This is a genomic window from Streptomyces sp. NPDC038280 (assembly GCF_055600045.1).
Map to the genome: position 1 here is coordinate 1 of NZ_JBVJYZ010000025.1, position 25,838 is coordinate 25,838.

At 68.4% G+C, this 25,838-nt stretch carries 25 protein-coding genes and 6 pseudogenes; 14 read left to right on the forward strand and 17 right to left on the reverse strand.

The window, feature by feature from the left end:
- Positions 1 to 299 precede the first annotated feature (299 nt).
- A complete protein-coding gene (locus ACZ7J0_RS31605) occupies positions 300 to 581 on the forward strand; it encodes a hypothetical protein (protein ID WP_470893157.1) in 282 nt (93 codons plus the stop codon).
- Positions 582 to 594: 13 nt separating this feature from the next.
- Here ACZ7J0_RS31605 and ACZ7J0_RS31610 read toward each other — a convergent pair.
- Both ACZ7J0_RS31610 and ACZ7J0_RS31615 read right to left on the reverse strand, forming a co-directional pair.
- Positions 595 to 1,476: pseudogene (locus ACZ7J0_RS31610) on the reverse strand (IS5 family transposase).
- A 53-nt stretch (positions 1,477 to 1,529) separates the two neighbouring features.
- On the reverse strand, positions 1,530 to 2,381 hold the full coding sequence (locus ACZ7J0_RS31615) for a phytanoyl-CoA dioxygenase family protein (RefSeq protein WP_470893159.1): 852 nt from the start codon (positions 2,379 to 2,381) through the stop codon (positions 1,530 to 1,532).
- Between the two features lie 119 nt (positions 2,382 to 2,500).
- On the opposite strand from ACZ7J0_RS31615, the pseudogene ACZ7J0_RS31620 reads away from it, so the two are divergent.
- Positions 2,501 to 3,367: pseudogene (locus ACZ7J0_RS31620) on the forward strand (AraC family transcriptional regulator).
- 438 nt (positions 3,368 to 3,805) lie between these two features.
- On the opposite strand, the gene ACZ7J0_RS31625 reads toward ACZ7J0_RS31620, so the two are convergent.
- A complete protein-coding gene (locus ACZ7J0_RS31625; RefSeq protein ID WP_470893161.1) occupies positions 3,806 to 4,522 on the reverse strand; it encodes a TetR/AcrR family transcriptional regulator in 717 nt (238 codons plus the stop codon).
- Positions 4,523 to 4,628: 106 nt separating this feature from the next.
- Between ACZ7J0_RS31625 and ACZ7J0_RS31630 the strand changes: the two genes are divergently transcribed.
- Entirely contained in the window at positions 4,629 to 5,336 is a 708-nt protein-coding gene (locus tag ACZ7J0_RS31630; protein ID WP_470893163.1) for an NAD(P)-dependent oxidoreductase, read from the forward strand.
- A gap of 1,235 nt (positions 5,337 to 6,571) precedes the next feature.
- The gene (locus ACZ7J0_RS31635) at positions 6,572 to 7,171 is read left to right on the forward strand and encodes a hypothetical protein (RefSeq protein WP_470893165.1); all 600 of its coding nucleotides are present in this window, start codon (positions 6,572 to 6,574) and stop codon (positions 7,169 to 7,171) included.
- A gap of 14 nt (positions 7,172 to 7,185) precedes the next feature.
- Here ACZ7J0_RS31635 and ACZ7J0_RS31640 read toward each other — a convergent pair.
- Positions 7,186 to 7,508, reverse strand: a pseudogene (locus ACZ7J0_RS31640) (PHP domain-containing protein); the annotation flags it as partial.
- Between the two features lie 557 nt (positions 7,509 to 8,065).
- Between ACZ7J0_RS31640 and ACZ7J0_RS31645 the strand changes: the two are divergent.
- The 7 genes from ACZ7J0_RS31645 to ACZ7J0_RS31675 all read left to right on the forward strand — a co-directional run bounded on the left by ACZ7J0_RS31645 (position 8,066) and on the right by ACZ7J0_RS31675 (position 14,293).
- Positions 8,066 to 8,326 carry a hypothetical protein gene (locus tag ACZ7J0_RS31645; RefSeq protein ID WP_470893167.1) on the forward strand — a complete coding sequence of 87 codons (261 nt, stop codon included), beginning with the start codon at positions 8,066 to 8,068 and terminating at the stop codon, positions 8,324 to 8,326.
- 233 nt (positions 8,327 to 8,559) lie between these two features.
- Positions 8,560 to 8,955, forward strand: coding sequence for a hypothetical protein (locus ACZ7J0_RS31650; protein ID WP_470893169.1), 396 nt, complete (start codon positions 8,560 to 8,562; stop codon positions 8,953 to 8,955).
- A 674-nt stretch (positions 8,956 to 9,629) separates the two neighbouring features.
- Positions 9,630 to 9,845 carry a helix-turn-helix domain-containing protein gene (locus ACZ7J0_RS31655; protein WP_470893171.1) on the forward strand — a complete coding sequence of 72 codons (216 nt, stop codon included), beginning with the start codon at positions 9,630 to 9,632 and terminating at the stop codon, positions 9,843 to 9,845.
- Positions 9,842 to 10,057, forward strand: a complete 216-nt coding sequence (locus tag ACZ7J0_RS31660; protein ID WP_470893173.1) for a hypothetical protein — start codon at positions 9,842 to 9,844, stop codon at positions 10,055 to 10,057. The genes ACZ7J0_RS31655 and ACZ7J0_RS31660 overlap by 4 nt, the downstream gene beginning before the upstream one ends.
- Before the next feature lie 239 nt (positions 10,058 to 10,296).
- Positions 10,297 to 10,665: a hypothetical protein gene (locus tag ACZ7J0_RS31665; protein WP_470893175.1), complete on the forward strand. Its 369-nt coding sequence runs from the start codon at positions 10,297 to 10,299 to the stop codon at positions 10,663 to 10,665.
- A gap of 47 nt (positions 10,666 to 10,712) precedes the next feature.
- Complete coding sequence (locus tag ACZ7J0_RS31670) at positions 10,713 to 11,945, forward strand: tyrosine-type recombinase/integrase (protein WP_470893177.1); 1,233 nt, start codon at positions 10,713 to 10,715, stop codon at positions 11,943 to 11,945.
- Complete coding sequence (locus ACZ7J0_RS31675; RefSeq protein ID WP_470893179.1) at positions 11,945 to 14,293, forward strand: tyrosine-type recombinase/integrase; 2,349 nt, start codon at positions 11,945 to 11,947, stop codon at positions 14,291 to 14,293. Before ACZ7J0_RS31670 ends, ACZ7J0_RS31675 begins: the two co-directional genes overlap by 1 nt.
- A 4-nt stretch (positions 14,294 to 14,297) precedes the next feature.
- Here the strand turns inward: ACZ7J0_RS31675 and ACZ7J0_RS31680 are convergent, their stop codons facing one another.
- From ACZ7J0_RS31680 to ACZ7J0_RS31690, 3 genes are all read right to left on the reverse strand, one after another.
- On the reverse strand, positions 14,298 to 14,672 hold the full coding sequence (locus ACZ7J0_RS31680; RefSeq protein ID WP_470893181.1) for a hypothetical protein: 375 nt from the start codon (positions 14,670 to 14,672) through the stop codon (positions 14,298 to 14,300).
- A gap of 71 nt (positions 14,673 to 14,743) precedes the next feature.
- Positions 14,744 to 15,181: a hypothetical protein gene (locus ACZ7J0_RS31685; RefSeq protein WP_470893323.1), complete on the reverse strand. Its 438-nt coding sequence runs from the start codon at positions 15,179 to 15,181 to the stop codon at positions 14,744 to 14,746.
- Positions 15,182 to 15,508: 327 nt separating this feature from the next.
- Positions 15,509 to 16,390: a glycosyltransferase family 2 protein gene (locus tag ACZ7J0_RS31690; RefSeq protein ID WP_470893183.1), complete on the reverse strand. Its 882-nt coding sequence runs from the start codon at positions 16,388 to 16,390 to the stop codon at positions 15,509 to 15,511.
- A 296-nt stretch (positions 16,391 to 16,686) separates the two neighbouring features.
- On the opposite strand from ACZ7J0_RS31690, the pseudogene ACZ7J0_RS31695 reads away from it, so the two are divergent.
- Positions 16,687 to 17,040 (forward strand): annotated as a pseudogene (locus tag ACZ7J0_RS31695) (LbetaH domain-containing protein); the annotation flags it as partial.
- A 168-nt stretch (positions 17,041 to 17,208) separates the two neighbouring features.
- Here the strand turns inward: ACZ7J0_RS31695 and ACZ7J0_RS31700 are convergent.
- The 6 genes and pseudogenes from ACZ7J0_RS31700 to ACZ7J0_RS31725 all read right to left on the reverse strand — a co-directional run.
- A pseudogene (locus tag ACZ7J0_RS31700) lies at positions 17,209 to 17,409 on the reverse strand (DUF4259 domain-containing protein); the annotation flags it as partial.
- 367 nt (positions 17,410 to 17,776) lie between these two features.
- Positions 17,777 to 17,905, reverse strand: a complete 129-nt coding sequence (locus ACZ7J0_RS31705; protein ID WP_470893184.1) for a hypothetical protein — start codon at positions 17,903 to 17,905, stop codon at positions 17,777 to 17,779.
- 74 nt (positions 17,906 to 17,979) lie between these two features.
- On the reverse strand, positions 17,980 to 18,432 hold the full coding sequence (locus tag ACZ7J0_RS31710; RefSeq protein ID WP_470893186.1) for a hypothetical protein: 453 nt from the start codon (positions 18,430 to 18,432) through the stop codon (positions 17,980 to 17,982).
- Between the two features lie 162 nt (positions 18,433 to 18,594).
- The gene (locus ACZ7J0_RS31715; RefSeq protein ID WP_470893188.1) at positions 18,595 to 19,461 is read right to left on the reverse strand and encodes a hypothetical protein; all 867 of its coding nucleotides are present in this window, start codon (positions 19,459 to 19,461) and stop codon (positions 18,595 to 18,597) included.
- Positions 19,462 to 19,847: 386 nt separating this feature from the next.
- On the reverse strand, positions 19,848 to 20,336 hold the full coding sequence (locus ACZ7J0_RS31720) for a hypothetical protein (RefSeq protein ID WP_470893190.1): 489 nt from the start codon (positions 20,334 to 20,336) through the stop codon (positions 19,848 to 19,850).
- A 257-nt stretch (positions 20,337 to 20,593) separates the two neighbouring features.
- Positions 20,594 to 21,241 carry a peroxiredoxin-like family protein gene (locus ACZ7J0_RS31725; RefSeq protein ID WP_470893192.1) on the reverse strand — a complete coding sequence of 216 codons (648 nt, stop codon included), beginning with the start codon at positions 21,239 to 21,241 and terminating at the stop codon, positions 20,594 to 20,596.
- 118 nt (positions 21,242 to 21,359) lie between these two features.
- On the opposite strand from ACZ7J0_RS31725, the gene ACZ7J0_RS31730 reads away from it, so the two are divergent.
- Positions 21,360 to 21,947: a TetR/AcrR family transcriptional regulator gene (locus ACZ7J0_RS31730; protein WP_470893194.1), complete on the forward strand. Its 588-nt coding sequence runs from the start codon at positions 21,360 to 21,362 to the stop codon at positions 21,945 to 21,947.
- A 231-nt stretch (positions 21,948 to 22,178) separates the two neighbouring features.
- On the forward strand, positions 22,179 to 22,511 hold the full coding sequence (locus ACZ7J0_RS31735; RefSeq protein WP_470893196.1) for a hypothetical protein: 333 nt from the start codon (positions 22,179 to 22,181) through the stop codon (positions 22,509 to 22,511).
- A gap of 244 nt (positions 22,512 to 22,755) precedes the next feature.
- Here ACZ7J0_RS31735 and ACZ7J0_RS31740 read toward each other — a convergent pair whose 3' ends face one another.
- From ACZ7J0_RS31740 to ACZ7J0_RS31755, 4 genes and pseudogenes are all read right to left on the reverse strand, one after another.
- Positions 22,756 to 23,199 carry a transposase gene (locus tag ACZ7J0_RS31740; protein WP_470893197.1) on the reverse strand — a complete coding sequence of 148 codons (444 nt, stop codon included), beginning with the start codon at positions 23,197 to 23,199 and terminating at the stop codon, positions 22,756 to 22,758.
- Positions 23,200 to 23,207: 8 nt separating this feature from the next.
- The gene (locus ACZ7J0_RS31745; RefSeq protein ID WP_470893198.1) at positions 23,208 to 23,591 is read right to left on the reverse strand and encodes an IS5 family transposase; all 384 of its coding nucleotides are present in this window, start codon (positions 23,589 to 23,591) and stop codon (positions 23,208 to 23,210) included.
- A 42-nt stretch (positions 23,592 to 23,633) separates the two neighbouring features.
- Positions 23,634 to 24,937: pseudogene (locus tag ACZ7J0_RS31750) on the reverse strand (MFS transporter).
- Positions 24,934 to 25,779 (reverse strand): MBL fold metallo-hydrolase, encoded by an 846-nt coding sequence (locus ACZ7J0_RS31755; protein WP_470893199.1) that lies wholly within the window; start codon positions 25,777 to 25,779, stop codon positions 24,934 to 24,936. The pseudogene ACZ7J0_RS31750 and the gene ACZ7J0_RS31755 overlap by 4 nt, the downstream one beginning before the upstream one ends.
- Positions 25,780 to 25,838: the final 59 nt, after the last annotated feature.

The window sequence follows — 25,838 nt, forward strand, 5'->3', positions numbered from 1 at the left end:
GTGGTGTGTTCCTAGACAGCTCCACCACACCGGAGGTCTTCGCCATGATCAAGACCCGCGACTGTCAACAACGCTCGTGATCAATACAGCTAGGGCGTGTCCGGTGGGTGTGGGACCGCCCACCTTCCAGGCTTGATTACTGGAGATCTTCAACGCCTGCGACTAGGCTCCGGGTTGCTCATTCGAGAGTCACAAGCACTGGCGACGTGTCCGATGGGGGACAGTGCTTCAATCTCGACAGGCAATGAGCACGATGAGTCTCTAATCGTCGCAGAGCCTCAGCAGGCCATCCGCTAGCGGTGGTCGAGCTGAGGCTGCCCGCCGACTGGTCGATCACCTTCGTGAAAGGGATTGAACTGGTGAGGCTGACCTTTACCGTTCAGGTACTTCTCGCACTTCTGTCCTGCGTATCGTCGCTGCTGGTAGCGGTGGTGGCGGGGGTACTTTCGCATGAGGCTGGGGCGCCCATAGCTGGTGCGGTGCTGTACGGCGGCGGCGCGTTCATCGGCTGGATGACGCTCTGCGTCACTGTGCTGACGGCACTCGGCCTGCTCGGGCGTCACAGCCATCCCGGCGAGTGAGGGTGCCCGGTACTCAGGAATGCAGCCAGAGCCGGATCGCAGCGAGGGTGACGGTGCCGTGGAAGATATACGCTCTCTTGTCGTACCTGGTCGCCACAGCCCGCGACGCCTTGAGGGCATTCATGGTTCGCTCGACTTCGTTCCTGCGCTTGTAGAGCGACCTGTCGAAGCCGGTGGGTCGACCGCCTCGGCTACCGCGGCGCTGCCGGATAGCCCGCTGATTCTTCGGTTCGGGGATGGTGTGCTTGATCTGGCGCCTGCGTAGGTAGCGGCGGTTACGACAGGATGAGTACGCCTTGTCGCCGCTGACGTGATCAGGCCGGGTGCGCGGGTGACCGCCGCCCGGCCGTGGCACGTGAACGCGCTCCAGGACCGGAATCATCTGAGGTGCATCGCCCCACTGCCCGGGCGTGACCAGCACTGCCAGGGGCCGGCAGCCGCCGTCTGCGGCCAGATGAATCTTCGTGGTCAGGCCGCCCCTGGAGCGGCCAAGGGCCTCGTCGGGGTCGCGCTGAGCTGACCGGATACGTTTCTTCGGACTCCGGGGCGGACGCCTTCGAGCCCCGGCGGCATGCTGATGGGCCCGGCAGGTAGTCGAGTCAATACCGACCATGCTCCAGTCGACGCGGCCCTCCGCGTCTGCGTCGGCCTGTACGGCGCGCAGGACTCTCTCCCAGGTGCCATCCGCCGACCAGCGTCGATGCCGGTCGTGACAGGTCTTCTACTTCCCGAAGCGCGTCGGCAGATCCCGCCAAGGGAGGCCTGTGCGCTGACGGAAGAGAATGCCGTTGATCACCTTGCGATGGCACTTCCACCGCCCACCTCGTCTCGCGTTCGTCGGAAGATGCGGCTCTAGCCGGGCCCACTGTGCGTCAGAAAGATCACCCCGTCCCATACCGACCGGAACGATCCGACTACTCGCCCGTCACACGACCCGTCGGACAGGCCCTAGTCCGCGGATGAGCGCTCTACTTGGCGGAGCCGAGCATTCTGGTCGGCGGGTCCGGCGTCCCCTCCGTCGGGACCGGAGGTGGCCTGTCCCAGGCCCCGGCGGATCGCGATCTCCACGGGTGAGTACGCGCCGTCGGCCCGCTCCAGTTCGTACGGCGCGGCCGGCATCAGCGGCGGCTGAGCCATGAAGCGCGGCCGCACCCCGTGGTGCGGCTGTGCCGCGTGCACCAGGAACGGATGGCACAGAAACACGTCACCCGGGGAACCGGTGGCGAGGGCGAGCGGCCGGTGGGCGGATGCAGCTACGAGGTCTGGCGCGATGGCCAGGCCGCTCGCGCCCTCCTCCCCGTACGGCTCCAGCACCTTCGGCACGTCGAGGTGGGAGCCGACCCGGATCCGGGTCGGGGCGTCCTCCTCCCCCACCTCGCTGAACAGAAATAGCATCAGCAGGGCCCGGCCGCGTGAGCGGAGATTGGTGAAGGGCCAGGTCTCGCCCTCCACCGCATAGCTGCCCTCGATGTGCCAGCCCGCGTCGTCCGGCTCCTCCTCGTGCGGGAAGCGCAGCGGGAAGGTGCCCAGCGAGTAGCGTGGCTCCCAGCGCCCGGCGCCGACCAGCAGGTCGTACGCCCGGCGCAGAGCCGGGGAGTTGGGCGCGGCGGCGAACGGGCCCTGTGCCATACCGCCGACCCAGTGCACGGGCTGCGTCCACGTCTCCGGGTCGTCCGGGTCGCAGCCCGTCTCCCGCCACAGCAGCCGCGCGCAACTCTCGGCCACGCGTGGCGCGACGGCGCCCTCCAGCTTGGCGAAGCCGTCGCGGAGGAAGCGGGATACCAATGTCGTGTCGTCCATGCCTCCATCGTGCGGCGCCGCCCGTCCCGGTCACCCGACACTTGCCGCACCGCTTTTCTGGGGTGCGGCGTGCAGGGCCGCGCCTGGTTGAATGGATGGTCGGGATCTTGGAGGCGAGCGTGCTGGAGCGGCTCAATCAGGCCATGGAGCACATCGAGCGGCAGCTCGACAGCTCCGTCGACGTGGGCGAGCTGGCGCGGGTCGCGGCCACCTCGGAGTACCACCTGCGGCGGATGTTCTCGGCGCTCGCGGGGATGCCGCTGTCGGAGTACATCAGGCGCCGGCGGCTGAGCGTCGCGGGCGCGGAGGTACTGGCCGGTGAGCGGACGCTGCTGGAGATCGCAGTGCGGTATGGATACGGCTCGGGCTAGGCATTCGCGCGGGCGTTCCGCGCGGTGCACGGCGTCGGGCCCGGCGAGGCGCGGCGCACCGGCGCGGCGCTCAGCTCCCAGCCCCGGATGACCTTCCGCCTCATCGTCGACGGGTGCAGCAGCATGCGCTACCGCATCGTGCGCAAGCCGGAGTTCACCGTCGTCGGGGCCAAGGCCCGGGTGCCACTCGTGCACTCGGGGCCGAACCAGGCGATCATCGATTTTGTCCGCGGGATCGGCGACCAGGCAAGGGAGGTGCTGGAGAAGCTGTCCGACCAGGAGCCACACGGCACCCTCGCGGTCTGCGACGACCTCGATCCCAGCAGGGCGGATGGCACCGACCTCGACTACTACCACGGGGTCGTCACCTCGGCGTCCGCGCCGGAGGGCATGGCCACGCTGCCCGTACCGGCCGGGACATGGGCGGTCTTCACCACCTCGGGGCCGGCGCCGGAGGCAATCCAGGCGCTGTGGCGGGATGCGTTCACCGAGTGGTTCCCGTCGAACCCGTACCGGAGCCGCCCCGGGCCGGAGATCCTTCGTACGCGCATGTCGGCGGCCGGCAGCCACGCGGATGCCGAGCTGTGGCTGCCGGTGGAAAGGGAAGCCGATTGATTCTGGAATCCCTCCCTGGCCCTGTTCGCCGGGGCCGGCGTGCTGGTCCCGGCGAGAAGGCGGACAGCCACCCGGCCCGCCACCGGAACGCTCAGCTCCGCCAAGTACAGTGCTCATCCGCCAACTGGGCCCCGTCTTCAAAGCCGTTCACGACCCCGCTTTCTGCTTCCGCCAAGCCGGTGGGCCAGCCCTACCTGCTGTCTCGTGCCTTCTCGTAAGCGGCCAGTTCTCCCGCATTGCCGATGAAGGCCGGGCAGCAGCGTGGCGGCAGGCGATCGATGACCATCGCTACTGCGGCCTGCGAGCTGTGCCTCCCGGCGATCCGAGGGCTGCTCCGATGCGGTCCTTCGACGGAGTACGTACAGGCGAACGTGCCCAGGTCGCCGTGCCCTGCACGGCCGGCGGCGCCTGGCTTCGGCACTGCGGGTCGGCAGTCGATCAGGCCTGGTGTGGGATGCCCAGGGCCCGTACGAGCTGGGTCAGTTCCTCGTGGAAGAGCTTCTCCGGGCTGATGGTCTGGTTGCGCATGTGGCCGTAGACCTCCAGCGACACCAGGCCGTGCAGGTGTCCCCAGATGCGCAACGCGAGGGCGACGCCTGCCGGCGGCAGTTCCGGGAACGCCGGGCGAACCTTGTCGAGAAGCCCGGCGTCGAAGTCGGCCCACTCGAACTCGCTGCCTTCATAGAACCGTTCGGCGTATGGCCAGGCGACTGCCGCGAGTGCGGTGAGCCCTGTGCAGACCCGGCGGGCGGCATCCGGGGCGGCGCCCGGCTCAGGTGCGCGATAGCCAGGGACGGGGTCACCGTAGATAAGCCGGAAACCCTGGGGATTGACCAGGGCCCAGTCCCGGAAGGCGCCGGCCCATGCCTGGATCCGGGTGGCGGGATCCGCGGTTGCGGCAGCACCCCAAGCCGTGTCCACGGCATCGGCCAGGGCGGTGTACACGTCGTCGATGAGCGTGGTGACCAGGTCGTCGCGGGTGGCGAAGTACCCGTAGATGGCGTTGGCGGTCATACCCATCTCGCGGGCGATGGCACGGAGCGTGATGGCGTCGGGTCCGCCCGAGGCCATCAAGTTCAGTGCCACGTTCTTGATTTCCGCCGTTGTCTCGGCGCGCAGCCGCTCGCGCCTTCCCCTGCTCGCAGTCCCTGTCACGAGGCCACTCTACAGCGTCACTTAAGCTGTTAGCCGTATTGAAACTTCACGGCGTATAGTTTCCGCACGGCCGTTGACTTGGGCCGCTTTCGACAGAGGGAGAACCATGCGCATCGGAGTCATTGGAGCCGCAGGAATGATCGGCAGCCGGGTCGTCGCCGAGGCCATCGGTCGAGGGCATCTCGTCGATGCGTTCAGCCGCGATACCTCGCAGGTCAAGAGCAACGAGCGCCGGGACAACGTCAGCTGGGCAAACGTGGATGTCCTGGATCCGGCGAGCATCGCCGCCGCGCTCCCGGGTCTCGACGTGCTGATCAGCGGGTTCCAGCCTGGCAACGCCGCCAGGGACATGGCGGACACCGTGCGGCGTTCGATCGCCGATCCCACGGTCTACGCCACCGCGGCACGCGCCCTGCTGAAGGCGCTGGAGAGCCACCCCAGAACCCGGCTCATTGTGATCGGCGGCGCGGGCAGCCTGGAAGTCGAACCCGGAGTGGTACGCGCCGACTCCGACGGGCTTCTGCACGCCACCCTCGACCAGCTCGGGCTGCCTCGCGAGTACGCGGCCGCAGTGCGCGGCCACCGAGAGGCCCTGAACGTTCTGCGCACCTCCAACCGACTGTGGACCTACTTCAGCCCGGCCGAGGACATCGCCCCCGGGGAGCGCACCGGTCGGTTCCGGATCGGCGGTGACCAGCCGGTCCTGGACGCCAACGGTCTCAGCCGCATTTCGGCGGAGGACGCCGCTGTTGCCTTGATCGACGAGGCGGAGCTGCCGCGCTTCGTCCAGCGCCGTTTCACGATCGGCTACTGAGGTCCGACAGGGGATTCCGCCACGGGGCGGGAGGCGGGGCACGCACGCGTTCCCCCGACGCACCACCGTGGCTTCCGGGCCTCAGTCTGGTGCTACACCGCGCCTGGGGACGAGGGCGACGCCCTGGTCGTGTCCCTCTCGGGTCAAGCCGACAAGCCAGTTCGGAAGAGAGGCGCCGGCATGGCAGGCGACGGTCCGCGGACCGTCGTTGCCCCCGACCCCGGACAGCAGTATTCCCCGGCCCACCGATGCCTGGCAGCTGCCGCGAGGCAAGGGGGAGCGGAGCAGCTGCCGGGGCGGCAGAGCTCGGGCGACGGCGGCCAAGAGGCGGTGGCGGGCGGGCTGACGGTGCCTTTGCCGGCCGGGCAGTCTTGGTCTCGCGATCCGCGCGGCTGCGGCCAGAGCTCCGTACCGTCCTGTTCGGGGACCAGGACGGCGTGTTCGGTCAGCCTGGGGTTGCTCCTGTACTTGGTCCAGCCGGCCGGCCCCACGCCGAGCTCGGCTGCGGCTTCGTGCCGGTCCAGGAGGTCCTCGTCGTCGGCACCGGGAAGCGCCGGTCGGGCCGGGCCGTGTGGAGGCCTTCGTCCGCTCGTCGTCCCACAGCAGGGCTCTCGAGGTCGGCGAGTTGATCGGAGCGGGGGGTGGGTTCGGGGGCCGGCCCTGGACTACCTGGCCGCGCGGACGGCAGGTCTTGCATGGCAGGCGGGCCGGGTGGCTCTCCGGCTGTCGCAGGGTGCCGAGGATCCTGGGGTATTGGCCGCGTTCGACGACACACGCAGCTCTCTGGACCGGGCCTCGGCTCTGGGGCGCCTTGACGCGTCGGCCGCGAATCTCGCGATGTCCGCATTCCCGCTGGCGTTGCCGGTCGAACCGGTGCAGACCACGGCGGACGACCCGACCGAGTTTGTCACCGCGCGCCTGTCGGAGGACTCCGAGCGGCTGTCCCGTGCGGCCTTTGAAGCCCTGGGCGGCACCTCCGACCACGCGCTGAGCGGGTCGGACCTTCAGCAACTGTCCCAGTGGACGGCGATGAGCCGGCTGCTGTCCGGCCGCGTGCTCCTGCGAGTCGCCGAGCAGCACTCCGACGACGGCCTGGCGGCCGTGCTGCGGGAGTCGGCCGGAAGACTGCGCGAGTCGGCGCAGGCATGGAGAGAGGCATCAGCCGCCTGGCACAGGATCGTCGACGCCGCCGACCCGCGCGCCCACCCCAAGCTCCCGCCGCCCGGCTCGAGATTGTGCGCCGTGGCGAGGTCGTCCAGCTGCCGCAGGTCGTCCCCCATCCGGCGACCGTCATCGCGCACACGTCGGCGGTCCGGGTCGGGCAGCTGCTCTTCGGATCGCAGTGGGACCCGGCGGAGGGAAACAAGCCGGGCGACGCACGGGCTGGGGCCGCGATCGTGGCGGACGCCGGCGGCGAAGGGCCGCTGGCAGCTGCGCTATATCGACTCCCCGCCACAGGGTGGCAGTTGGCAGTGGCCGCGCCGGTGGCCATTCAACGGATCAACGCAGGTCTGGTGACCGACGAGATCGAGCGTCGGCCGAAGGACCTTGATCAGCGGCTGCGCTTCTATCCGGTCCACCCTCGGCAGCTGGAGTCCTTGGCGGGGGCGTACAACGCCGTGCTGAACACCGAACAGAAAGCCGCCATGACATTGCTATCGGCCGCGCAGCTCATGGGCACAGTCGTTCCCCGCGCAGCTCTCGATGCCGCCGCGCACAGGATGCTCGCCGAACACCGGGGGTGGACCGGTCAAGCGGCCGCGACACCGCCGCACACCCCGCAGGTCGCCCAACCGACCGCGCCGCAGGCGTCTCGTCCGGGAGTGCACCTGTGAGGTGACCGCCTCGGCCCCTCTGACCACTGGGAGAGGGTCTCCTTATCCATCCGAGGCCACTTCTGGAGCCAGCCCTCGGCATACGCGTCGGAGGAGAGCCGGAAACGGTTGTGCAGTCCGGTCGCTGTCGCCGCCCAAGTCGTCTTGTGGTGTAGCCACCCGAACCGGAGACGTCGTCCCGCTTCTGGTGCGGCTGGCCGCACTGGATCTTCCGCTTGTTGCGCCGGGACTCCGGGACGACGTACGCCTCGATGCGGATCATCGGCGTCACGCCCTTCTTCTTGGCCGAGTGGCAAAAGTCGTACGCCCCGTGGAGGTTGCCGTGGTCGGGCGTGGCACAGCAGCGCGTCGTGGGCGGTCGTCCTGTGCGAGTCGTTGGCGGCCAATGGCGGGATGCCGAGCGGTCCCAGACCGGGGGTTCAAGGTTGCTGAGCGACCCGGTTATGCCCGCAAGCGTACGGAGATCGTGATCTGGACGCCGTCGGCGGTGGCCCTTGCTGCGCTGATGATGCGCTCAACGTCCGAATCTTAGACACTCAGGACGCTTCTGGGCCTCAAGTTCTAAATTCAATCGATGACCAATCAACTAGCTCGGAGGGCACGGAACATGCTCCCCGCGACTGCGCCAGGCAGCGGTTGCTGCTGCCCTATAAGCGGGCGCAGAATGGTTTTGGAGAGCGGTCGGCTCACTGCGGCGAGTAGAGTTGTTGCCCCGTCAATCACTAGAGATGCTGGGCACGTTGACAAGGCGTCCGCACATAGCAACCACTCCTCCACGGGAGGACCAGATGGGAAATCTTCATGTCACACTTATGAATCAGGCCGGAGCCCTGAATCTACACAAAGGGGCAGCGGAACTGCAGGACGGTTCATGGGTAGTAGCCCCTCCCTCTAATGATCGGCGACCGAGGCGAGTGGGAAGCTTCCGACGATAACACCATCTTCGACGCCTACATAGACTTTTCCAAGATCGTCGGCTTTGCGACGTATCACATATATGATCTCGATAACCAACGTCTAGGCGAGTTCACTCTGAACTGGCGCGTCAATCACAGCGACGGCGAGTTTTCCGCGTCGGAGAGCGCGTCACCCGGCTTCAAGGTAACGAGAGGGGGCAACTATTACCACACTACTTGGACGCTCGGGCGCGCCTGAACAGCAACAAAGGAGTCATACCAAGGGGCACGGGACCCGGCGAATCGGCCGATCAACCGCAGGCGCTAACCTCTTTACCTTCTCCCATTTCAACTGCATCGGGAACTGGTCAGGAGTTCGGGCGATCTAGGAGTGGCACCAGGGCCTGGCATGATGCTTCAGCGCATTCGAGGAACGACTGTGGCGCCTGGGGTGGTCGGGCGGTAGGCAGTTTCACTATCCGGGAGACTGTTATGAACGATCCCCTTTACCACGATGGAGTGGCCAGGGAAGGGCTGTACCCAACCTCTTTGCATATTCGTCAATCGCATGTCGAGTTCGAATTTCTACTCTACGGGTTGAACGGCCTTCAGGGCTTTAGGTTCAGGTGTCCCGACCCATTGAGCTTTGGCACGACAGGTGAAAATGATCAACTCATCAAAAATCCGCATAGACTCAGGGCTGTCGAGGTTTATATCGCCGCTATGAGCGACCTCGCTCGACTCAGGACAATTACGGAGCCTCCTGCCATTTCTCCGATTCAGCGACTGCAGCTTTTGTTCGAAGGAGTCGCAGTGCAGGAGTGGGATATTCAGTTCCCCTCCGACATTGTCACTTTCGACATGAGGGGCACCTGGAAGCAGATTTAGACCCGCAGAACATTCGCGATGGACGACGACTGAGAGATGGCCCTACTCGGACTAGTCTTCAATGGGCGGGGTTTGTAGGGGTTTGCCCGAACGTCTCTGCGTCGGGTCGGCGGACGCCAGCCGGGGATCTTCCGCCCACCTTGTATCGCTTCACCTGAGGCTGGGGAGGCGTTGTTCGTCCCAGCCGGCTTCGATCTGCATGTAGCCGAGCATGGAGCGGGAGTGACGGCCCAGCCGCCCTGATCGGCGATGGCGATGCCGTCCTTGCCCTTCTTGCGGCCGCCGGAGGCGAGCCCTATGCGCAGGGAGTGCCCGTCCACGCGACGGGCGCTCCGACTTCGAGGTCCCGTACACGGAGGTCGAGGAGCTGCAGCGCAGCTACGACTGGCCGGCAGGACATCGCTATCGACTGCCTGGGCCGTGCCGTCCCCTTCTTCCTGTCCGACTGCCTGCAGGAGTGGGATCCGAAGGGCGGCCGGAGCCTGAATGGCTTCTTCCTGCACATGGCCCTGCACTTCTTCCGGGACGCCTACCGCCCGGTGGGCGACCAGTTACCGACGGCGTATGCGCGAGATCCTCAGGCTCGACCGCATGCCGGTGTACGACGAGGAATGGGACTACTGGGAGGTGGTCCCCGTGCCCAGCGCGGAGAACCAGACCGTGCTCGGGAGACATTGGCCATCATCCTGGCGGAGGCCTCGACGGAGGAGCGCGCGGTCTGCGAGGCGATGCTCACCACCGGGGCCACCCAGGAGGAGATCGCCCAGCAGCTGGGGACCACGCGGAAGTCGGTCGAGCGGCGCCTGAGCCGAATCCGACGCCGCGCGAAGGGCCTCGCCGCGGCCGGCACCATCATCGTCCCCCCGGTCAGCTCGGCGTTGACCCGGTGAACGGCGCCCTCGATCTGCGCGTCCTCGTCCTGCTGCTCGCCGGTGCCTTCGCCGCGTACATCGCGTACACGCACCCGACTATCGGAGTCGCCGTGCTCGTCGCCGTGTTGGTGGTGACGCTGCTCTACCTGCTGATGGGGCCGGGCGGGAACGGATCGCCTCCGAGGATGACGACGTCGGTCCCGCGCACGTGCGGAACCTGGACCGGTTGAACGGGGCAACCCGTCATGTCTTGGCGGCGCAGGATCACAGGCCCAGGCTGGGGCCCGCCTGCTGCGGTCCGCCGAGGCGCGGGCCATCTCTGCGTGCGGCTGGCGGATTCGTCTGGGTGGCGGCGAGGGCCTGAAGGTGGCCACGGGCGAGATGTTCGGCGTGCTGCTGCTTCGGGTCGAGCACGGTCCGTCGCTGCTGCTCGTTGACGATGGCGTCAAGCAGCCGCTGGGCACCTTCGGTGATCGACGAGATTCTGCGGGCGGATCTGGACGCGCCGCGCAAGCAGCGGCACACGGTCACCCGGATCTTCCACCGGCTGGTCGAGGAGCACGGGGCGGACGTCTCCTACGGGGTGGTGCGCTACTACGTCGCCGGCCGGAAGCCTGTGATCCTGGTCGAGTCAGGCAAGGCGCCGCTGGAGGCATTCGTCCCGCAGACCCACCTGCCCGGTCACGAAGCGGAGGTCGACTTCGGTGACGTGACGGTGCGCCTGGCCGGCGAGTTGGTGACCTGCTATCTGTTCTCCTTCCGGCTGTCGTACTCGGGCAAGGCCGTCCACCGACCCGTTGACCGCACTATCGGCGTGTCCTACGTGTCGGCTTGCTGAGGGCGAGGAGTCTCCGTTCGAGAGGTACCCGATGAGACGGAGACGCGATGGACCACGGTGTGGTGTTACCCGAACGCGACGTGTCACGTCTGGTGGTGGCCCGGGTCGGCAGGGTGGCGGCGACCACGGCCACCACCCTGCCCTGGGTAGTTCTCGACGGCGCGGGGCGTCCGATCACTTCGGCCAGCGAGTTCCTGCGGGAGCTGCTGGCGTGCGGCAACACCCCGGCCTCCTGCCGCTCCTACGCCTATGACCTGCTGCGCTGGTTCCGCTTCCTCGCCGCAGTGGACGTCGAATGGAGCCGTGCGAAGCGCGTGGACATCCGCGACTTCGTCCTGTGGCTCCGCACCTGCCACAACCCGGCCCGGGACCGCCGCCGGCCGGATGCACCCACGCCGGGGTCTCTGAACGCGCGGACCGGCAAGCCGTACCTGAGGTCGGGCTATGCCCCGGCGACCATCAACCACACGGTGTCGGTGCTGGCGGCGTTCTACGACCACCATCTGCAGACCGGGCAGGGGCCGCTGGTCTCCCCGGTACCTCCGCAGTCCCGTGACGGGCGCCGACTGGAGGCGCATCACAACCCGCTGGAGCCGTTCCGGCTGCACCGCCGGGGCGCCTACCGCCAGAAGCAGGCCGACCGCAAGCCCCGCGCGGTCCCCGACGATGTCGTCGAGGACCTGTTCACCTCGCTGGGATGCCACCGCAACCGGGCGCTGTTCTCCATGTTCTTGTCCAGCGGCGCGCGGGCCGCCGAGATGCTGGGCATGACGATCGGCGACCTCCACCCGGGCGAGGGCCGGATCTACGTGCAGACCAAGGGCCTGGGTGGGGCGAAGGAACCCTGTCCGGCCTCTCCGGAAGCCTTCGCCTGGCTGACGCTCTACCTCGGCGAACTGGCCCAGGACGGCCACCGCCCCGCCTCGGACGAGCCGGTGGGGTGGACGCTGCGCGGACCGACCCGCCCACTGACCTACACCGCCCTGCGGGCGGTGCTGAACCGGATCAACGCCCGGATCGGGGCGAACATCACGCTGCACGACCTGCGGCACACCCTGTGTCTGCGTCTGATCGAGGACCCGGCCATCACCCTGGTCGATGCCCAGCAGGTGATGCGGCACCGGCGCATCACCACGACCAGCACCTACCTGCGGCCCAGGATCGACGAGGTCATCGCCAAGGTCCACGAGCACTACACGCGTCCCAAACCGCCGCCGAAGCCGCTGACCGGCTGGACCTATGACCCGGACGACCTTGCCGACGTGTTCGGGAACCGCTGATGCCCCGACACGGACGCGTCGCCCGCACCCCAGTCAGCCCCCGCGACCCCGACCTCCTCACCACGGTGCTCCCCGCACCGAGGAGCACGACCGGCAGCATCGAGCAGGCGACGGCGTCTCGTGACGAACTCGCCCGCCTGGCCGCGACCTTGCTGAGCGAGCCGACCGTCCGCAACCTGTGGCGCCAGCAGCTCTCACTGACGCGCATCTTCGACTGGCTGGAGGGATTCCCCGCCGACACCTGGCAGGACCGCTGGCTGCTGAGCGGTTCCGACGACCTGGGTTCTGGCTGGGGACCGCAAGGGCTCAGCGCGAGCACCCGGTCGCGGTTCACCGCCGGTCTCGGCACGCTGATCGTCCTGCAGGCGATCCGGCCTTCCTACGGCTGGCTCTTCGGCAGCCGCCTCCTGGGCGTATACGACGCCTACCGCCGCCGCAACCAGCCGGCGCTGTTCGCCGAACAGGGGCAGCTCATCGGCGGACAGCGCTGCGACGAGCACACGACCGAGGCCCTGAACGTGCTCACCCGCATGAGCATCGTCACCGGCAAGGACCTGCTGGCCTTCGACCTGGAAGACCTCTCCGACTACGCCCGGGCTCGTCGGGACAATGGACGCACGGTGACCGCGCTGCCCCTGGCCTACGACATCCTGCACGCCGTCGGTGGTCTCAAGGACTCGCCGGCGACCCTGCGCGAGGCCCAAGCCCGCGGCCAGCTCACCCCCGCCGAGCTGATCGACCGCCACCCGATCAGCAATCGCGCGGTCCGCGACGTGCTCGTTCACTACATCGCCGAGCGTGCCGCTGTCCTGGACTACGGCTCCCTGGTCAACCATGCCCAGATGCTGGCCGACCTGTTCTGGGGCGACCTGCAACGCCACCACCCCGCGATCTCCTCGCTCAATCTGCCCGACGAGGTGGCCCAGGCCTGGAAGCAACGGGTTCGAGTCCTGCCCGACGGGCGACCGCGCCGCACCGTCCACGCCGTGTTCCTGGCGGTCCGCTCCTTCTACCTGGACCTCTCGCAGTGGTCGATGGAGGACCCGGCCCGTTGGGCGGCCTGGGCGGCACCCTGCCCGATCAGCGAGGCCGACATCCGCGGTTACATCAAGGAGACCCGGCACCGGCAGGCGCGGATGCAGCAGCGCACCCGCACCCTGGTCCCCGTCCTACCGCAACTCGTCCGCGCTGCCGAGGCCCGCCTGCAGCACGCCACGCTCCTGCTGCAGGCGGCCCGCTCCACGACACCGGGAGAAGAGTTCACCGTCGAGGGGTCGCAGTATCGGCGCTCCGGCCGCAACGGCAGCAACTGGCGCCCCACCGCGTTGTTCCTCGCCCCCGTCGACAAGCCGGGTCCCCGGTTCGATGCTGAATGCGAGGAGAACAACGCGTTCTGGACCTGGGCGAGCATCGAGGTCCTGCGACGCACAGGGGCCAGGATCGAGGAGCTCTTGGAGCTCACCCACCTGAGCCTGCGTCAGTACCAGGCGCCGACCGGTGAGACGGTGCCGCTGCTGCAGATCAGCCCGTCCAAGACCGACCGCGAGCGCGTCATCCCCGCCGATCCGGACCTGGTCGCGGTCCTCGCCCGGATCATTCGCCGCATCAAGGGCACCGGCGAGCGGGTGCCGCTGCTGACCCGGTACGACGGCTACGAGCGGACCTTCGGCCCGCCAATGCCCCACCTGTTCCAGGGCCCCTCCCAGCATCGGCTGCAGGTCATCTCCCCCAACCGGATCCGTGAGCTCCTCACCGACCAGGCGCTGCGGGCCGGCATCGTCGATGTCGACGGGACACCGATGAGGTTCACGCCGCACGATTTCCGCAGGGTCTTTTCGACGGAGACGGTCAACGGCGGCCTGCCGATCCACACCGCCGCGAAGCTGCTCGGACATCTCGATCTCAACACGACTCAGGCTTACGTCGCGGTCTATCCCGAGGAGGTCATCCGCCACTACCGGCAGTTCGTCGACCAGCGCCGGACCCACCGTCCCAGCGAAGAATATCGCGAGCCCAGCGACACCGAGTGGCAGGACTTCCGTGACCACTTCAGCCTGCGCAAGGTCGCGCTCGGCACCTGCGACCGGCCCTATGGCACACCTTGCCAGCATGAAAACGCTTGCGTCAGATGCCCCATGCTCCGCCTCGATCTGGCCCAAGAGCCCCGGCTGCTGGAGATCGAAACCAACACCCGCCAGCGCCTCGGGGAGGCCCAGCGGATGCAGTGGCTCGGCGAGGTCGCCGGCCTGCAGGAGAGCCTGCGACACATTGCCGACAAGAAACGGCAGGCCGAACGCCTGCGAGCCCAAACCGACCGAGGAGAGGACGGGGTCGCTGCCCTTGGCTAGGCGATCATGCCTCCGCGATGATCCGGGCCTTCAGCCGGTCGTATTCGGCAACCGCGTCCGGCTCGTGATCGAAGTAGTCCTCCCAGAAGCCCGGTCGCTGCCACTCCCGGGGCGCAAGAGTCAGCCGACCATCCTCCAGCCCAGTGACCCAACAGGTCGGCATCCGATCGGACGCGATCTCGAACATGTCGGCGTCCCACAGGCCGGGCGAGTCGATCTCGTCTGGCCGCGCGCTGCGGTCAGGAAGCCGAAACAGGGTCCGCGACCGGGCGGCGAACACTTCGAGGACCGGATACTCCTCACCGATCCGCACGCCCGGATGCTCGCTGACGACCATCGAGGTCCCGGGCCGGATGATTTTGATGCATCGGACGATCACCGCTGCAGCCTACGCAATCCCCGTCTCCGCCAGCCTGCGGGCCGGCGCCAGGGTCAGCGCCACGAGGAATGCTACGACCTGGTGAAGTGCGGGTCAGCCAGAAGCACCACACGGTCCGCGTCGACATCGAAGCCGAGCACCGGGTGACCGGAATCCATCTCCGGCGCGAACAACACAGGCTTGCTCAATCGACGTCCGATCGCGCGCAGGAAGCCGCACAGTACGTTCAGCTGCACCTGCCCCTGGAGCTCCCGAAGGTCGACATCGAAGTCGATCGACTCGGCCGCATAGGGACGAAAGATCGCCTCCACTCCCGGCGCCGGCCAGACCCTCAACATCACACTGGCCTCGCCGCCGCGAGCCAACATGACCCCGGCTCGTGGCAGCCGGAGCACGGCACCGTCCTCGGAGTACTCACAAGCCCAACCCCGTGAGCGCACCAAGTCGAACACCGCCTGCCAGTCATCGACGGAGGTATCAGCGACACTCACGTCCGGCAGCGAGCCCATCGAATCTTGGTCGAAGAAGTTCTTTACGTCATTCCACAGCAGGTCAGCCCGCGGCCCCACACCGAGACCGTGAACATCGGGACCGGTGTCCCCACCAGCGTGCGGGAGATCGCGGACCTGGTCCGCACGCACTACCCGAAGACGGCCTTCCTGGACACCCCGCTGCCGGTCGGTGACCCTCTCGGCGGATACGCGGCCACCCGCCGGATGGAAAACGTTGGGGTGGAAGCCCAAGGTCACCGTCGCCCAAGGGATCGCCCGCTACGTCAAGTGGCTGAGGAACACTCCGGCTGCCACCCCGGGCTGGCTGAGAGAGACCACGGCGGCCTAGATGACCGGTGGCCTGCCCAGCTTGGACATCTTCCACACAGTCCGCCACCTGATGGGACGCCGATGGCCCCCGCTGGTCCGGATGCCCTCGGCGAAGCCACCGAACCAGGCCCGCAGCCCCATGGGGGACCTCGTGCGGGTCACGGTCAGCACCACCCACACCCCCAGATAGACCGGCACGAGAAGGGCGGGCAGATGCCGCTTGGCAAGCCACACCCGGTTGCGGGCCGTCATCCGGTAATAGACGGCGTGTCGGGCCGGCGAGGTCTTCGGGTGCTGGAGAACGAGCTGCGGCTCGTAGAGAACGTCCCAGCCCCGGTCGATCGCCCGCCAGGCAAGATCAGTCTCCTCGTGCGTGAAGAAGAACGAGTCCGGCCAGCCACCGGTCTGCTCCAGCATCGGCATCGACAGCGCGTGACCACCGCCCAGGAACGTCGTCACCAGGCCCCGCCGCAGCGGATCCTTGGCCCGCAGGCGGGGCACGTGACGCCGCTGAGTTTCACCGGTCTCGTCCGCGATCCGGAAACTTACGATGCCAAGCCTCGGGCTCACCTCGTACTGGTCTGCGATCCGCCGGAACACGTCCGTCTCGATCAGCAGCCCGTCGTCGTCCAAGTCCACAAGCACGTCCACGTCACCGAACTCGCGCAGCTTGCGCCAGGCGACGTTGCGGCCCCCTGACACCCCGAGGTTCTCCTCCAGTTCCACCGCGGTCACGCCGTCCGGCAACCCCGCAAGAGTCGTCCCGTTGCCGACGACGACAACCCGGACGGCGGGCTCATCCTGCTTGGCCACCGACTCCAGCAGAGCCAGCAGCTCGGGCATCCGGTCGCCCATGGTCAGCACGGCAACACCCACACGCGGCCGGGTCACATCCATCACCACTTCCTTCACGCCGGCATCAAGTGAACGGCGAGCGTACCCGGCCGAAGCCTGCTGCCGCGCCCATCCGAAAGGCCCATGCACATGGACCGGATCACCCTCGGCGACTACGTCACCGCCCCTGCTCTGGAGCCATTGCCACAACCGCGTACGCAGGCCTGGAGAAGTTCGGTCTGGCCGACTTCCTGGCCCAGTGGCGGGGCCTTGAGCGCGAGGCTCTGACCACGCTCGGGCAAGACCAGCGCATCCACCCGAGCGCCTACATCCACCCCACGGCAATCATCGGGGAAGACGTGATCATCGGTTCGGGCGTCAAGGTCCACGAGTTCACCACCCTCCGCAAGGGCAGCGTCCTGTGCGCCGGCGCCCAAGTCGGGTTCAACGGCGAGGTCACCGCAGCATTCGTGGGACAGGACGCCGTCCTGGGACACCGGATCGGCGTGAACCGGACGATCATCGGGGCCCGAGCCCCCCTCTCGGCGAGCGTCACCATGGCCGCCATCAACATGACCACCGACATGCGCAAGCCCGACCGTGAGGTCATCATCCGCACCGGCCTCGGCCGCTACCGCTGCGGAACCACCCAATTCGGAGCCCTCATCGGCGACGACACCCATACCGGCAACAACATCAGCATCGGACCCGGCGTCGCCATCGGCCGCCGCTGTCACATCAACAGCGGTGTCACCCTCGCCATCCGCTTCCTCTTGTGGCGGAATCGGAAGGTCGAGGACATCGCGAAGGCGGGTGATGCCTTGGCGCCATTTCGGCCCATCTGCGGCCTCGCCCCACAGCTCGGCGAGTTCAGACAGCTCAGCGACCACTTGGTCCAAGGCGTCGACGGCGAGCGTTCGAAGGTCTGCGGGCAACTCCGGCAACGGCTCCGATGGGCCGTAGTTCGAGCACGCGGCCTTGCCATCAGGGTGCTGTGCGGCCACCAGGGCTGCGGCGGCAACTGCTCGCTCGGCCTCCGGGGCATCCAGGTAGTCGGCAGGGGCGGCGGCGCGTTTAAGCAGGCGGCGAAGCGTGGATTCGCGTTCTTAACGCGCAGCACAGACACGGTCGCAGGAGATTCACGACTCCATCAGCAAACCCGCCGCCCCGCCCGGCCACCAGACACCCACCTCTTCGTACGGCTATCGCGTACATAAGAGGTGTCGGCGTCGGAAAACGGCTTGCCCGCAGGGCCTGACCAGCGCAAACGCCCGTGATCACGAAAGGGGGGTTCACACCTCCGGTAGTACCTCCGGTGTAACCCTGGGTGCACCTGTGCAGACAACGGTGCAGACAACCCTGGGTGCAACCCCCTTGGTGGTGTTCCCCGTGGGCACGCCGGGCCGGCGGGCAAGCCCGGCTGCGGGGGCATACCCACGGCCACCGCGTTCATAGCGCGGCGACGGCGGCGATGACGGCCACCACCGCAAGGAGCGGCCCGGCGAGGGTGCCGACGACAGTCAGCGGCGTGGCGAGCCTGGGATGCCAGTAGGCCAGGTACGGGGGTTTATCAGTCAAAGCCACACGTACGGTATGAGCGCTTTCAGCCACACCCAGGCACCCGGGTCTCCCGATCGTAGGAAGGACCGGGATCAACCCGCCAACAAGGTAAGGAGCACTTCAGTTGACACTGATCGCCAACTGAAGCGCACAGTGCGGCCGTCGGTGTCGGCGGCGGGGATCACTGCTGCGTGTAAGGAAGCCATACGTAGCCCGGGCTGAACGGAACCCAGGCTGGCCCGAGGGGAAGCCTGGGTACGGAGATGCTCGGCGAGGACCAGGCCGGGCAAGGTGCCGTGAGAGAGTTCCTCCGCCCAGTCCGCAGCCAGGTCGTGGACATCGAGGAAGCACTCTGGGTCCCAGCCGACCATCGCGGTGCGGTAACCCTCGAACCGTGCGAGCAGTCCGTAAAGGCCACGCCCGAGCTCCTCCAGTTCTGCCTCGGTGAGGTCGAACCGCGGCAGACTTCCATCGGCCGCGACTCCAAAGCCCACAGCCACTGGCAGAACTGCGACCTGCATGGATGGCCCGGCAGTCGACAGCATGGGCCGGTGCAGAGGGATCCGAAAGGCGCCGGCGCGGAGCGTGTACGGCCACGGCTCAACGCATGAGGCTGCCCGAGCGGCCCCCGCATGGTCGCCGAAGTCCACTACCAATCCGAAGCACAGTGCCGCGCCTCGCCCCTTCCCTCTTTCCAGTGCTGGGTATCAGCTGCTGAGGTCGAACACGCCCCACGCGGTGAACGGCTCGGCCTGGACGTAGATTTTGCTTCCCCGGCCGACGACCCGCCGGCGGCCGGGGGCAGGGCCATCGGGCAGGGTGAGCAGGCCGACGTCCGTCGGCTCGACGGACGTTTCGGTGATCTCTCCGTGGGCGAGTCGGTCCCGCTCCTCGCCGTAGCCGCCGTAGAAGGCGACCCGCTCGCCGTGGACGGCCACCGCATGGGCGCCCCGTACGCGGTTCGCCCACACCCTCACGGGCCGGTCGGTGCGGTCGGGGCGTATCTCGACGAGCGGGAAGTCCGTGTATGGGCACGCCCAAGCGGCAGTGCCCGACACGTTCAGGGCGTAGCAGTCGAAGAGACCGGGGATGCGGGCGCCGTCCGACGTCCAGGCGAGCCGGCCCGTGGCGCTCCAGCGGCGGATCCCGGCCGGGTTCTCGTCGAAGTGCCCGACCCAGATATGGCCGGACTCGTCCACGAGCAGGTGCTCGATGGCGTCCCCGACGGAGAAGGACGAGGTCTCGCGGCCGAACGCGTCGAAGACCTGGACCTGGTTCGCGTCCTCGTACCGGCGGGCGCGCGACGCGGCGACGACGAACCCACCCTCGGGCAGGCGGTCCAGGTGCGGCCAGCGAGCCCGCACGGCGCTCAGCTCGGTGAGTTCGACGCTGCCGCCCGCATCGACGGAAACGACCAGCGCGTCGAAGGGCCGGACATCGCCGCCGGGCTGCGGAGCCCGTTCGGCAAGCAGCCAGTGGGCGGCGCCGAAGACATCGACGGTACTGGTCAGGACGTGGCGGTCATGGTGCGCTCGGGGGAGGCGGGCGTAGGGAATGAGGGCAGTCTTCTGCACGGGCAGGCTCTCCTGGGTGGGCGGTCACGGCGATCGGCGCTGCGGTGAGCGGCGGTCGGCGGCGCGCGAGCGGTGGAGAGCGGAGCAGGGCGCCTAGACGGCATGGCCCTTTCTGGTCGTCATGAGGTGATCATCGTCGACATCCCACCTCATGACAAACCCTTTCGGCGCGCCGCCCCATTGTTCGAATCTCGATCATCCCACTCACATCGGTCGACATGGCGAGATCCTGCCGCCCCGAAGCGTCCGCATCTGCATTTCATCACCGCACCAGGCCTCCCAGCCCCGACAGGCACCCTCGACCAAACCGGGCTGATCTTGGGCCAACTATCAGGCTCGAAGGCCAACCAGCGTGCTCAAGGGCCAACTAGGTACTCAGCCGCGAGTCAGTGGAACCAGACGACAAGTCGTACGTTCTCGGCTCCGTGGACCTCGCTGAGGATGCGCATGACGCTCCAGACCTGGCCCCAGTCGGTGTCGATCCCTGCGGCTGAGGCACGCGTTCGTGTGCCTGAGGCGTCGGTCTCCTGCCAGTCCGTGGTGTCCAGCTCGGCCCAGGTCAGCCAGGTGGTCCCGTGCACATCGTGGGGGCCGCCGTAGCCGGCGAACTCACCTCGCAGCCCATCCGAGGCGTCATCCGGAAAGCCACGATCCTCCGCCAGGGGACGGAAGCCGAAGGAGTTTCGGACTCCAAACAGGCAAGCCAGGCCGTCGTAGGCGTTGCCCCTGTTGAGGAGGAAGAGATCGATGCCGACCTCCCATACGGAGTCCTCGTCGTCGGGGCCCCATAGGCGCGCCCCCGGTCGGCATTCGATCATTCCGCTGACGTCGGTCGGCGTGGAGAGATCCTGCCTGCGCAGGCCAGGAGCCAGCATCTCCTTTTGCTGCCCGTGTGTACGCGGCCTGGTCCAGACTCTGGCTCAGCGGGATCGGTAGACGTCAAAGGACGCCTCCTACGCGGTTCCGGCCAACTGCAACCCTCAGCGGTCAACTACACGCTTTGGCCCCGCTGACCGTCGCGCCCAGGGCTCGCGGTGAGGCGACCACGCAGCGGCGTGACGGCCTCGCTGTCGGGCCGATGCGGTGGCGCCCCTACGGAGGGCCCACCGCATCGGCCCTCGGCCGCCGTCCCTCAGCTCAGCCGGTCGAGTGCGGCCAGGATGTCGGCCGGTTCGGCGCGGGTGGTGTAGTCCGTGTTCACGAAGGCCCAGCGGATCGTGCCGTCGCGGTCGATGACGTAGGTCGCCGGCATGGGCAGGGTGCGCGGGTGGCCGGCGTTCGAGCGGTCCAGGTCGATTCCGAAGGCGGCGTAGAGGGCCGCGAGGTCGTCCTGCAGGTCGAAGGCGAGGCCGTACTGCTTGGCGGTGTCGCAGCCGAGGTCGCTGAGGACGTCGAAGGCCAGCTCGTTCTTCTCGGCGTACGACAGGGATTCGTCGGGGACCTGGGGCGAGAGGGCGACCAGCCGGGCGCCGCGTGCGGTGATGGCTTCGTGGTGCTGCTGCAGGGAGCGCAGGGCGATGTTGCAGTAGGGGCACCAGGCGCCGCGGTAGAAGGTCAGCACCACCGGGCCGTCGGCGAGCAGTTCGGTCAGGTCGACGGTCCGGCCGGTGGCCGAGAGCAGAGTGAATGACGGCGCCTTCGCGCCGACGGTCAGGGCCTGGTCCGCCTGGCCGGAGTCGGCCAGTTCCCGGGCTGCCCGCTGCATCACGGAGCGGACGTCGGCGGGGATCTGATGCTGGCGGCTGTCGAAGAAAGCGCGCAGCTCGGCGTTGAGGCTCATGGGTTTTCTCCCGTAGTCATCTTGGAACGTTCGTTTCAAGATAGCGATTGGAGTGCACTCCAAGTCAACGGGTGGAGCGGGTATCTTGGAATCATCGGTTCAAGATGGGCGGTGGAGCATGGCAGACGTCAAGCACTTCGATCCGGACGCAACCCTGGACACGGTGGTACGGCTGTTCTGGCGGCAAGGCGTGGCCACCACCGGCATCCAGGACATCGTCAACGCCACAGGGCTCAACCGGTCCAGCCTGTACGCGACCTTCGGCGGCAAGCAGGAGTTGTACCGCGCGGCCCTCGAACGGTACGTCCAAGACCGGTCACGGCTCGGCCGGCTCGAGAAGGACGACCGCGGGCTGCCGGCCATCACTGACTTCTTCACTGGGCTGATCGAGATCCGCTGCACCGGCGAGTTCGCCCGATGGGGCTGCATGATCTCCAACGCCCACGCGGGCACCGAGAACGGCGACCCCGCCATCCGCGCCATCCTTGACCGGCAGCACCAGCGTCTGCGCACCGCCCTCCACGCCGCGCTCATGTCGGCACAGCAGCAGGGACAACTTGCCGAGGACACCGACCCGGAGTCCGCGGCCGACATCCTGGCCCTCTTGGCACACGGCGTGAACCTGCGCTCCCGCGCTGGCGAGGAAGCCCAGCAGCTGCAACGAACCATCGGGGCAGCGATCGCTCTTGCGGCAGGTAAGGCCTGACCCTCACCTTCATACCTCTCCGCCCGATCCGCCCCGACGCGCCGCCCTCCGATGACGATCGCGACGGCTGGGGCGAGGGGGAAGCCTCAGTCCTGCCGGGCACGCCGCGGTCACTCCGGTGGCCCACGGTGCATGATGCGCACGCCGATTCTGGAATCCGGATGGGGAATATCGCACGTTTGGAATGACGCTCTCTGCCAGCTGGCGCATCGTCATGGTCCGCATCCCGCCGTGAGGCGTACGCGAACGACCAGGACGCGCGCCACCGGAGAAGACGTCGACGACCTGCAGAACCCCCAGCCGGCGAGGCCGAGGGCGACCACGGCGGCGACGACCACGTCGCTGGTCGCGGTGGCCGCCCGCACCAACCGGTCCAAGGCGGACCAGGACCCGCGCGAATGGCTGCCACCGCTGCCGGAGGCGCACTGCCGCTATGCGTCGGAGTGGGTGGCCACGAAGCTCCGCTGGGGCCTGGCGGCAGACGCGGCCGAGCTCGACGCCCTCGCCATTCTTGCCGGTGGACCCTGCCAAAACACGACCGTCGCCTTCACGCCCGCACCGTAGCGGTACGCGTAACGCCCCGCCTCGGCAAGCCTGGAGGCGCTGCATGGGCAAGCCGTACCTCTGCCAGCCTCATAGCGGCGGCTGCTTGCATCACCAGGCCCACTTGACACAGTGCCGCCCGCGAGCCTGCGCCATACCCTGGACTTCCGATCCCAGGGGGCTCCTGGAGGTAGTCGTGCCCCGCCCCATCTGGAGCGGTGCGGTCAGTTTTGGGCTAGTGACTTCTCTGAACTAGGAGTTGTCGTCAAAGTGTCAGGCCCACATCAGGAGTGATGCGAGGGTGACGGCCGCCTTGTAGGACTGGGCGGTCTTGTCGTAGCGGGTGGCGATGCCTCGCCACTGCTTGAGACGGTTGAAGCACCGTCCACGACGTTGCGGTGCTTGTAGACCTCCTCGTCGAAGGCGGAGGGCGGCCGCCGCGGCTGCCCTTGCGGGGTCGGTTGCGGACCTGGTCGGCCCGTTCGGGGATGGTCTGGGCGATGCCCCCTCGGCGGAGCCAGGTGCGGATCGCAGTCCGTGTCCCTTGTCGCCGATGACGTGATCGGGCCTGGTCCGGGGCCGGCCCGTGCCCGATCCGGGGCACCCGAATGGTGTCCATCACCGTCGTGAACTGGGTGCAGTCGTTGGTGTTCCCGCCGGTCAGGACGAACGCGAGCGGGCGGCCGACCGCGTCGCAGGCGAGGTGCACCTTGCTGTTCAGCCCGCCCCGGGACCGGCCGAGGGCCGGGCTCTGGCGCCCCCTTTTCGGGCACCGGCGGCGTGCTGGTGGGCCCGGACGATGGTGGAGTCGACCGACACCAGCCAGTCGATGTCGCCCGCGGCGTCCGCCTTCGCCTGCGCGGCCCGCAGTATCCGGTCGAACCTGCTGTCCGCCGCCCGCCGGCGGAACCGGGTGTGGAGCGTGGTCCACGGGCCGTACCGCTCGGGCACGTCCCGCCAGGGGACACCGGTACGGAACTTCCTCACGATCCCGTTCAGGACCATCCGGTCGTCCAACCGGGGCCGCCCCAGCGCAGGCCCGGGCAGCAACGGACGTATCAGATCCCACTCGGCATCGGACAGTTCATGGCGACGTATCACCACACCATGATCCACAACCCCAGATCACTTTGACGACAGGCCCTAGCGGAGACGGGACGACCGTTCCTCTGCCGCTGTCCCGGGCGTGCGCGCTGCGACGATGACCGCCGGCACGATGGCCAGCGCCAGCATGCCGCCGCCCGCGGCCAGGAGGGGATAGCCGACGGCGGTGACGACCACGCCCGAAGCCACGCCGCCGGTGGCGCCCGCGAGGGAGATGGAGACGTCGACCAGGCCCTGGGTCCTGGCGCGGGTGGCCAACGGGACGGCATGGGTGATGATCGCGGTGCCGCTGACGATGCCGAGGCTCCAGCCCACACCCAGCAGCGCGAGAGCAAGGGCGAGTACGGCGGGGGAACCGCCGGGGGCGTTGGCGGCGACGATCCCCGAGCCCAGCAGGACCAGCGCGGACGCGGCGGCGACCGTGAGCGGGCCGTACCGGTCGACGAGCCACCCGGACAGCGGCGCGGGCAGGTACATCGCCCCGATGTGGATCGCGATGACGAGGCCAGACGCCGCGGCACTGTGGCGTGGTCGTGCATGTGGACTGGCGTCATGGTCATGATCGCGACCATGACCAGCTGGGTGAGGGCCATGATCGACACGCCTGTCGGTACGCCGGGGCGGCGCCCCGCGAGCACAGGCCCGGCCCTGCTCCCCGGATCATCCGGACGCGCGGACGCCACGGCGGCACGTTCCGTCTCCATGGCGCGGGCCAGCAGCAGTGGGTCGGGCCGCAACCAGACGGCCAGCACCAGCGCGGCCGTCGCGTAGGCCGCGCTCGCGAGCAGGAACAGCCCGGCCAGGCGCGGGATTCCGACGGCGTGCGCGAGGCTGCCGAGCGGTGCGGCGAGGTTGGGGCCGACCACGCCGCCCAACGTGGTGGCGGCCAGCACAGTGGACAGGGCCCGGGCGCGGGACTCCGGAGCCGCCAGGTCGGCACCCGCGTACCGGCCCAGCAGGTTCGTGGCCGCGCCGGCGCCGTACACGAACATCGCGACGAAGAGCAGTACGGCGCTGTCGGCGACGGCGGCGGCCACGACGCCCGCGCCGCCGACGGCGCCCGCGAGGTACCCGGCGGCGAGTCCGACCCTCCGGCCGCGCGCTTGGGAGACCCGCCCGACCGCGACGGCGGCCAGCGCGGAACCCGCGATGGACAGGGCGCTGAGCAGGCCGGCCAGGGCGGTGGAGCCGAGCATGTCCTGCGCGAGCAGGGCGCCGACGGTCACGCCCGCCGCGAGTCCGGCGCCGCTCAGGATCTGGGTGGCGACCAGGACGCGCAGGACCCGGCGTTGCGCCTGATCTCGCGGGAGGGGCCCGGGGTGGGCATGCGCGGTCGTCGTCACCGGGTTCCTTCGTCGGCGGCGGCCCGGCCGGACGGTTCCGCCGCCGGTTCCGCCGGGCCGCGGTCGCCGAAGTCCAGGCGGTCGAGCAGTCCGGCGCCGGTGAAGGCGGCGACCAGCGCGTCTCGGCCCTCGGTGAAGTGCTCCCAGCTGTCGTAGTGGACGGGAACCACCCGGCGCGCGCCGAGGATCCGGGCGGCGTAGGCGGCCTGCGCACTGTCGAGGACGATCAGCGCGTTGTCGAACAGGACGGTGAAGCGGGGAGCCCCGGCGAACAGGATGGCGGTGTCGACGGGGCCGAACCGTGCGGCGATCTCCTTGACCGCGTCGAGCGAGGCGTTGTCCCCGCTGACGTAGACCGTGGGAAGCCCGTCCCCGGTCAGGACGAATCCGACGACCTGACCGGTGACCGGCTCGACGTCCTCGCGCGGGCCGGGCCCGTGGACGGCAGGTACGCCCGTGACGGTGACCGTGCCGCCGCCGGGCCGGTCCAGTTCGGCCGACTCCCAGTCGGCGAGCCCGCGGGCTGCGGCTCCCAGGCGCTTTCCGCCACTCGGTGTCGTGAGGGTCAGCGGGACGTCGGCGAGCAGTGCCCGGCCGGACTCGTCGAGGTTGTCGGGGTGTTCGTCGTGGGAGAGCAGGACCACGTCGATACGGCCGAGGCCGTCCGGCGCGGCGGAGGGCGCCGCTGTCTTGGTCAACTGGCCGCCGGGCACGTGGTATTCGCCGGGTGAGTCGAACGTCGGGTCGGTCAGGAATCGCAGCCCGCCGTAGGTGAAGAGGGCGGTCGGGCCGCCGAAGACGCGGACGGGGATCTGCTCGGTGGGCATGCTGGCGCCGGCCATGAAAAACCTCACGGATAGGAGTCGGTTGATCCGTGATGAACGCTAGAGGTGTGTCACGG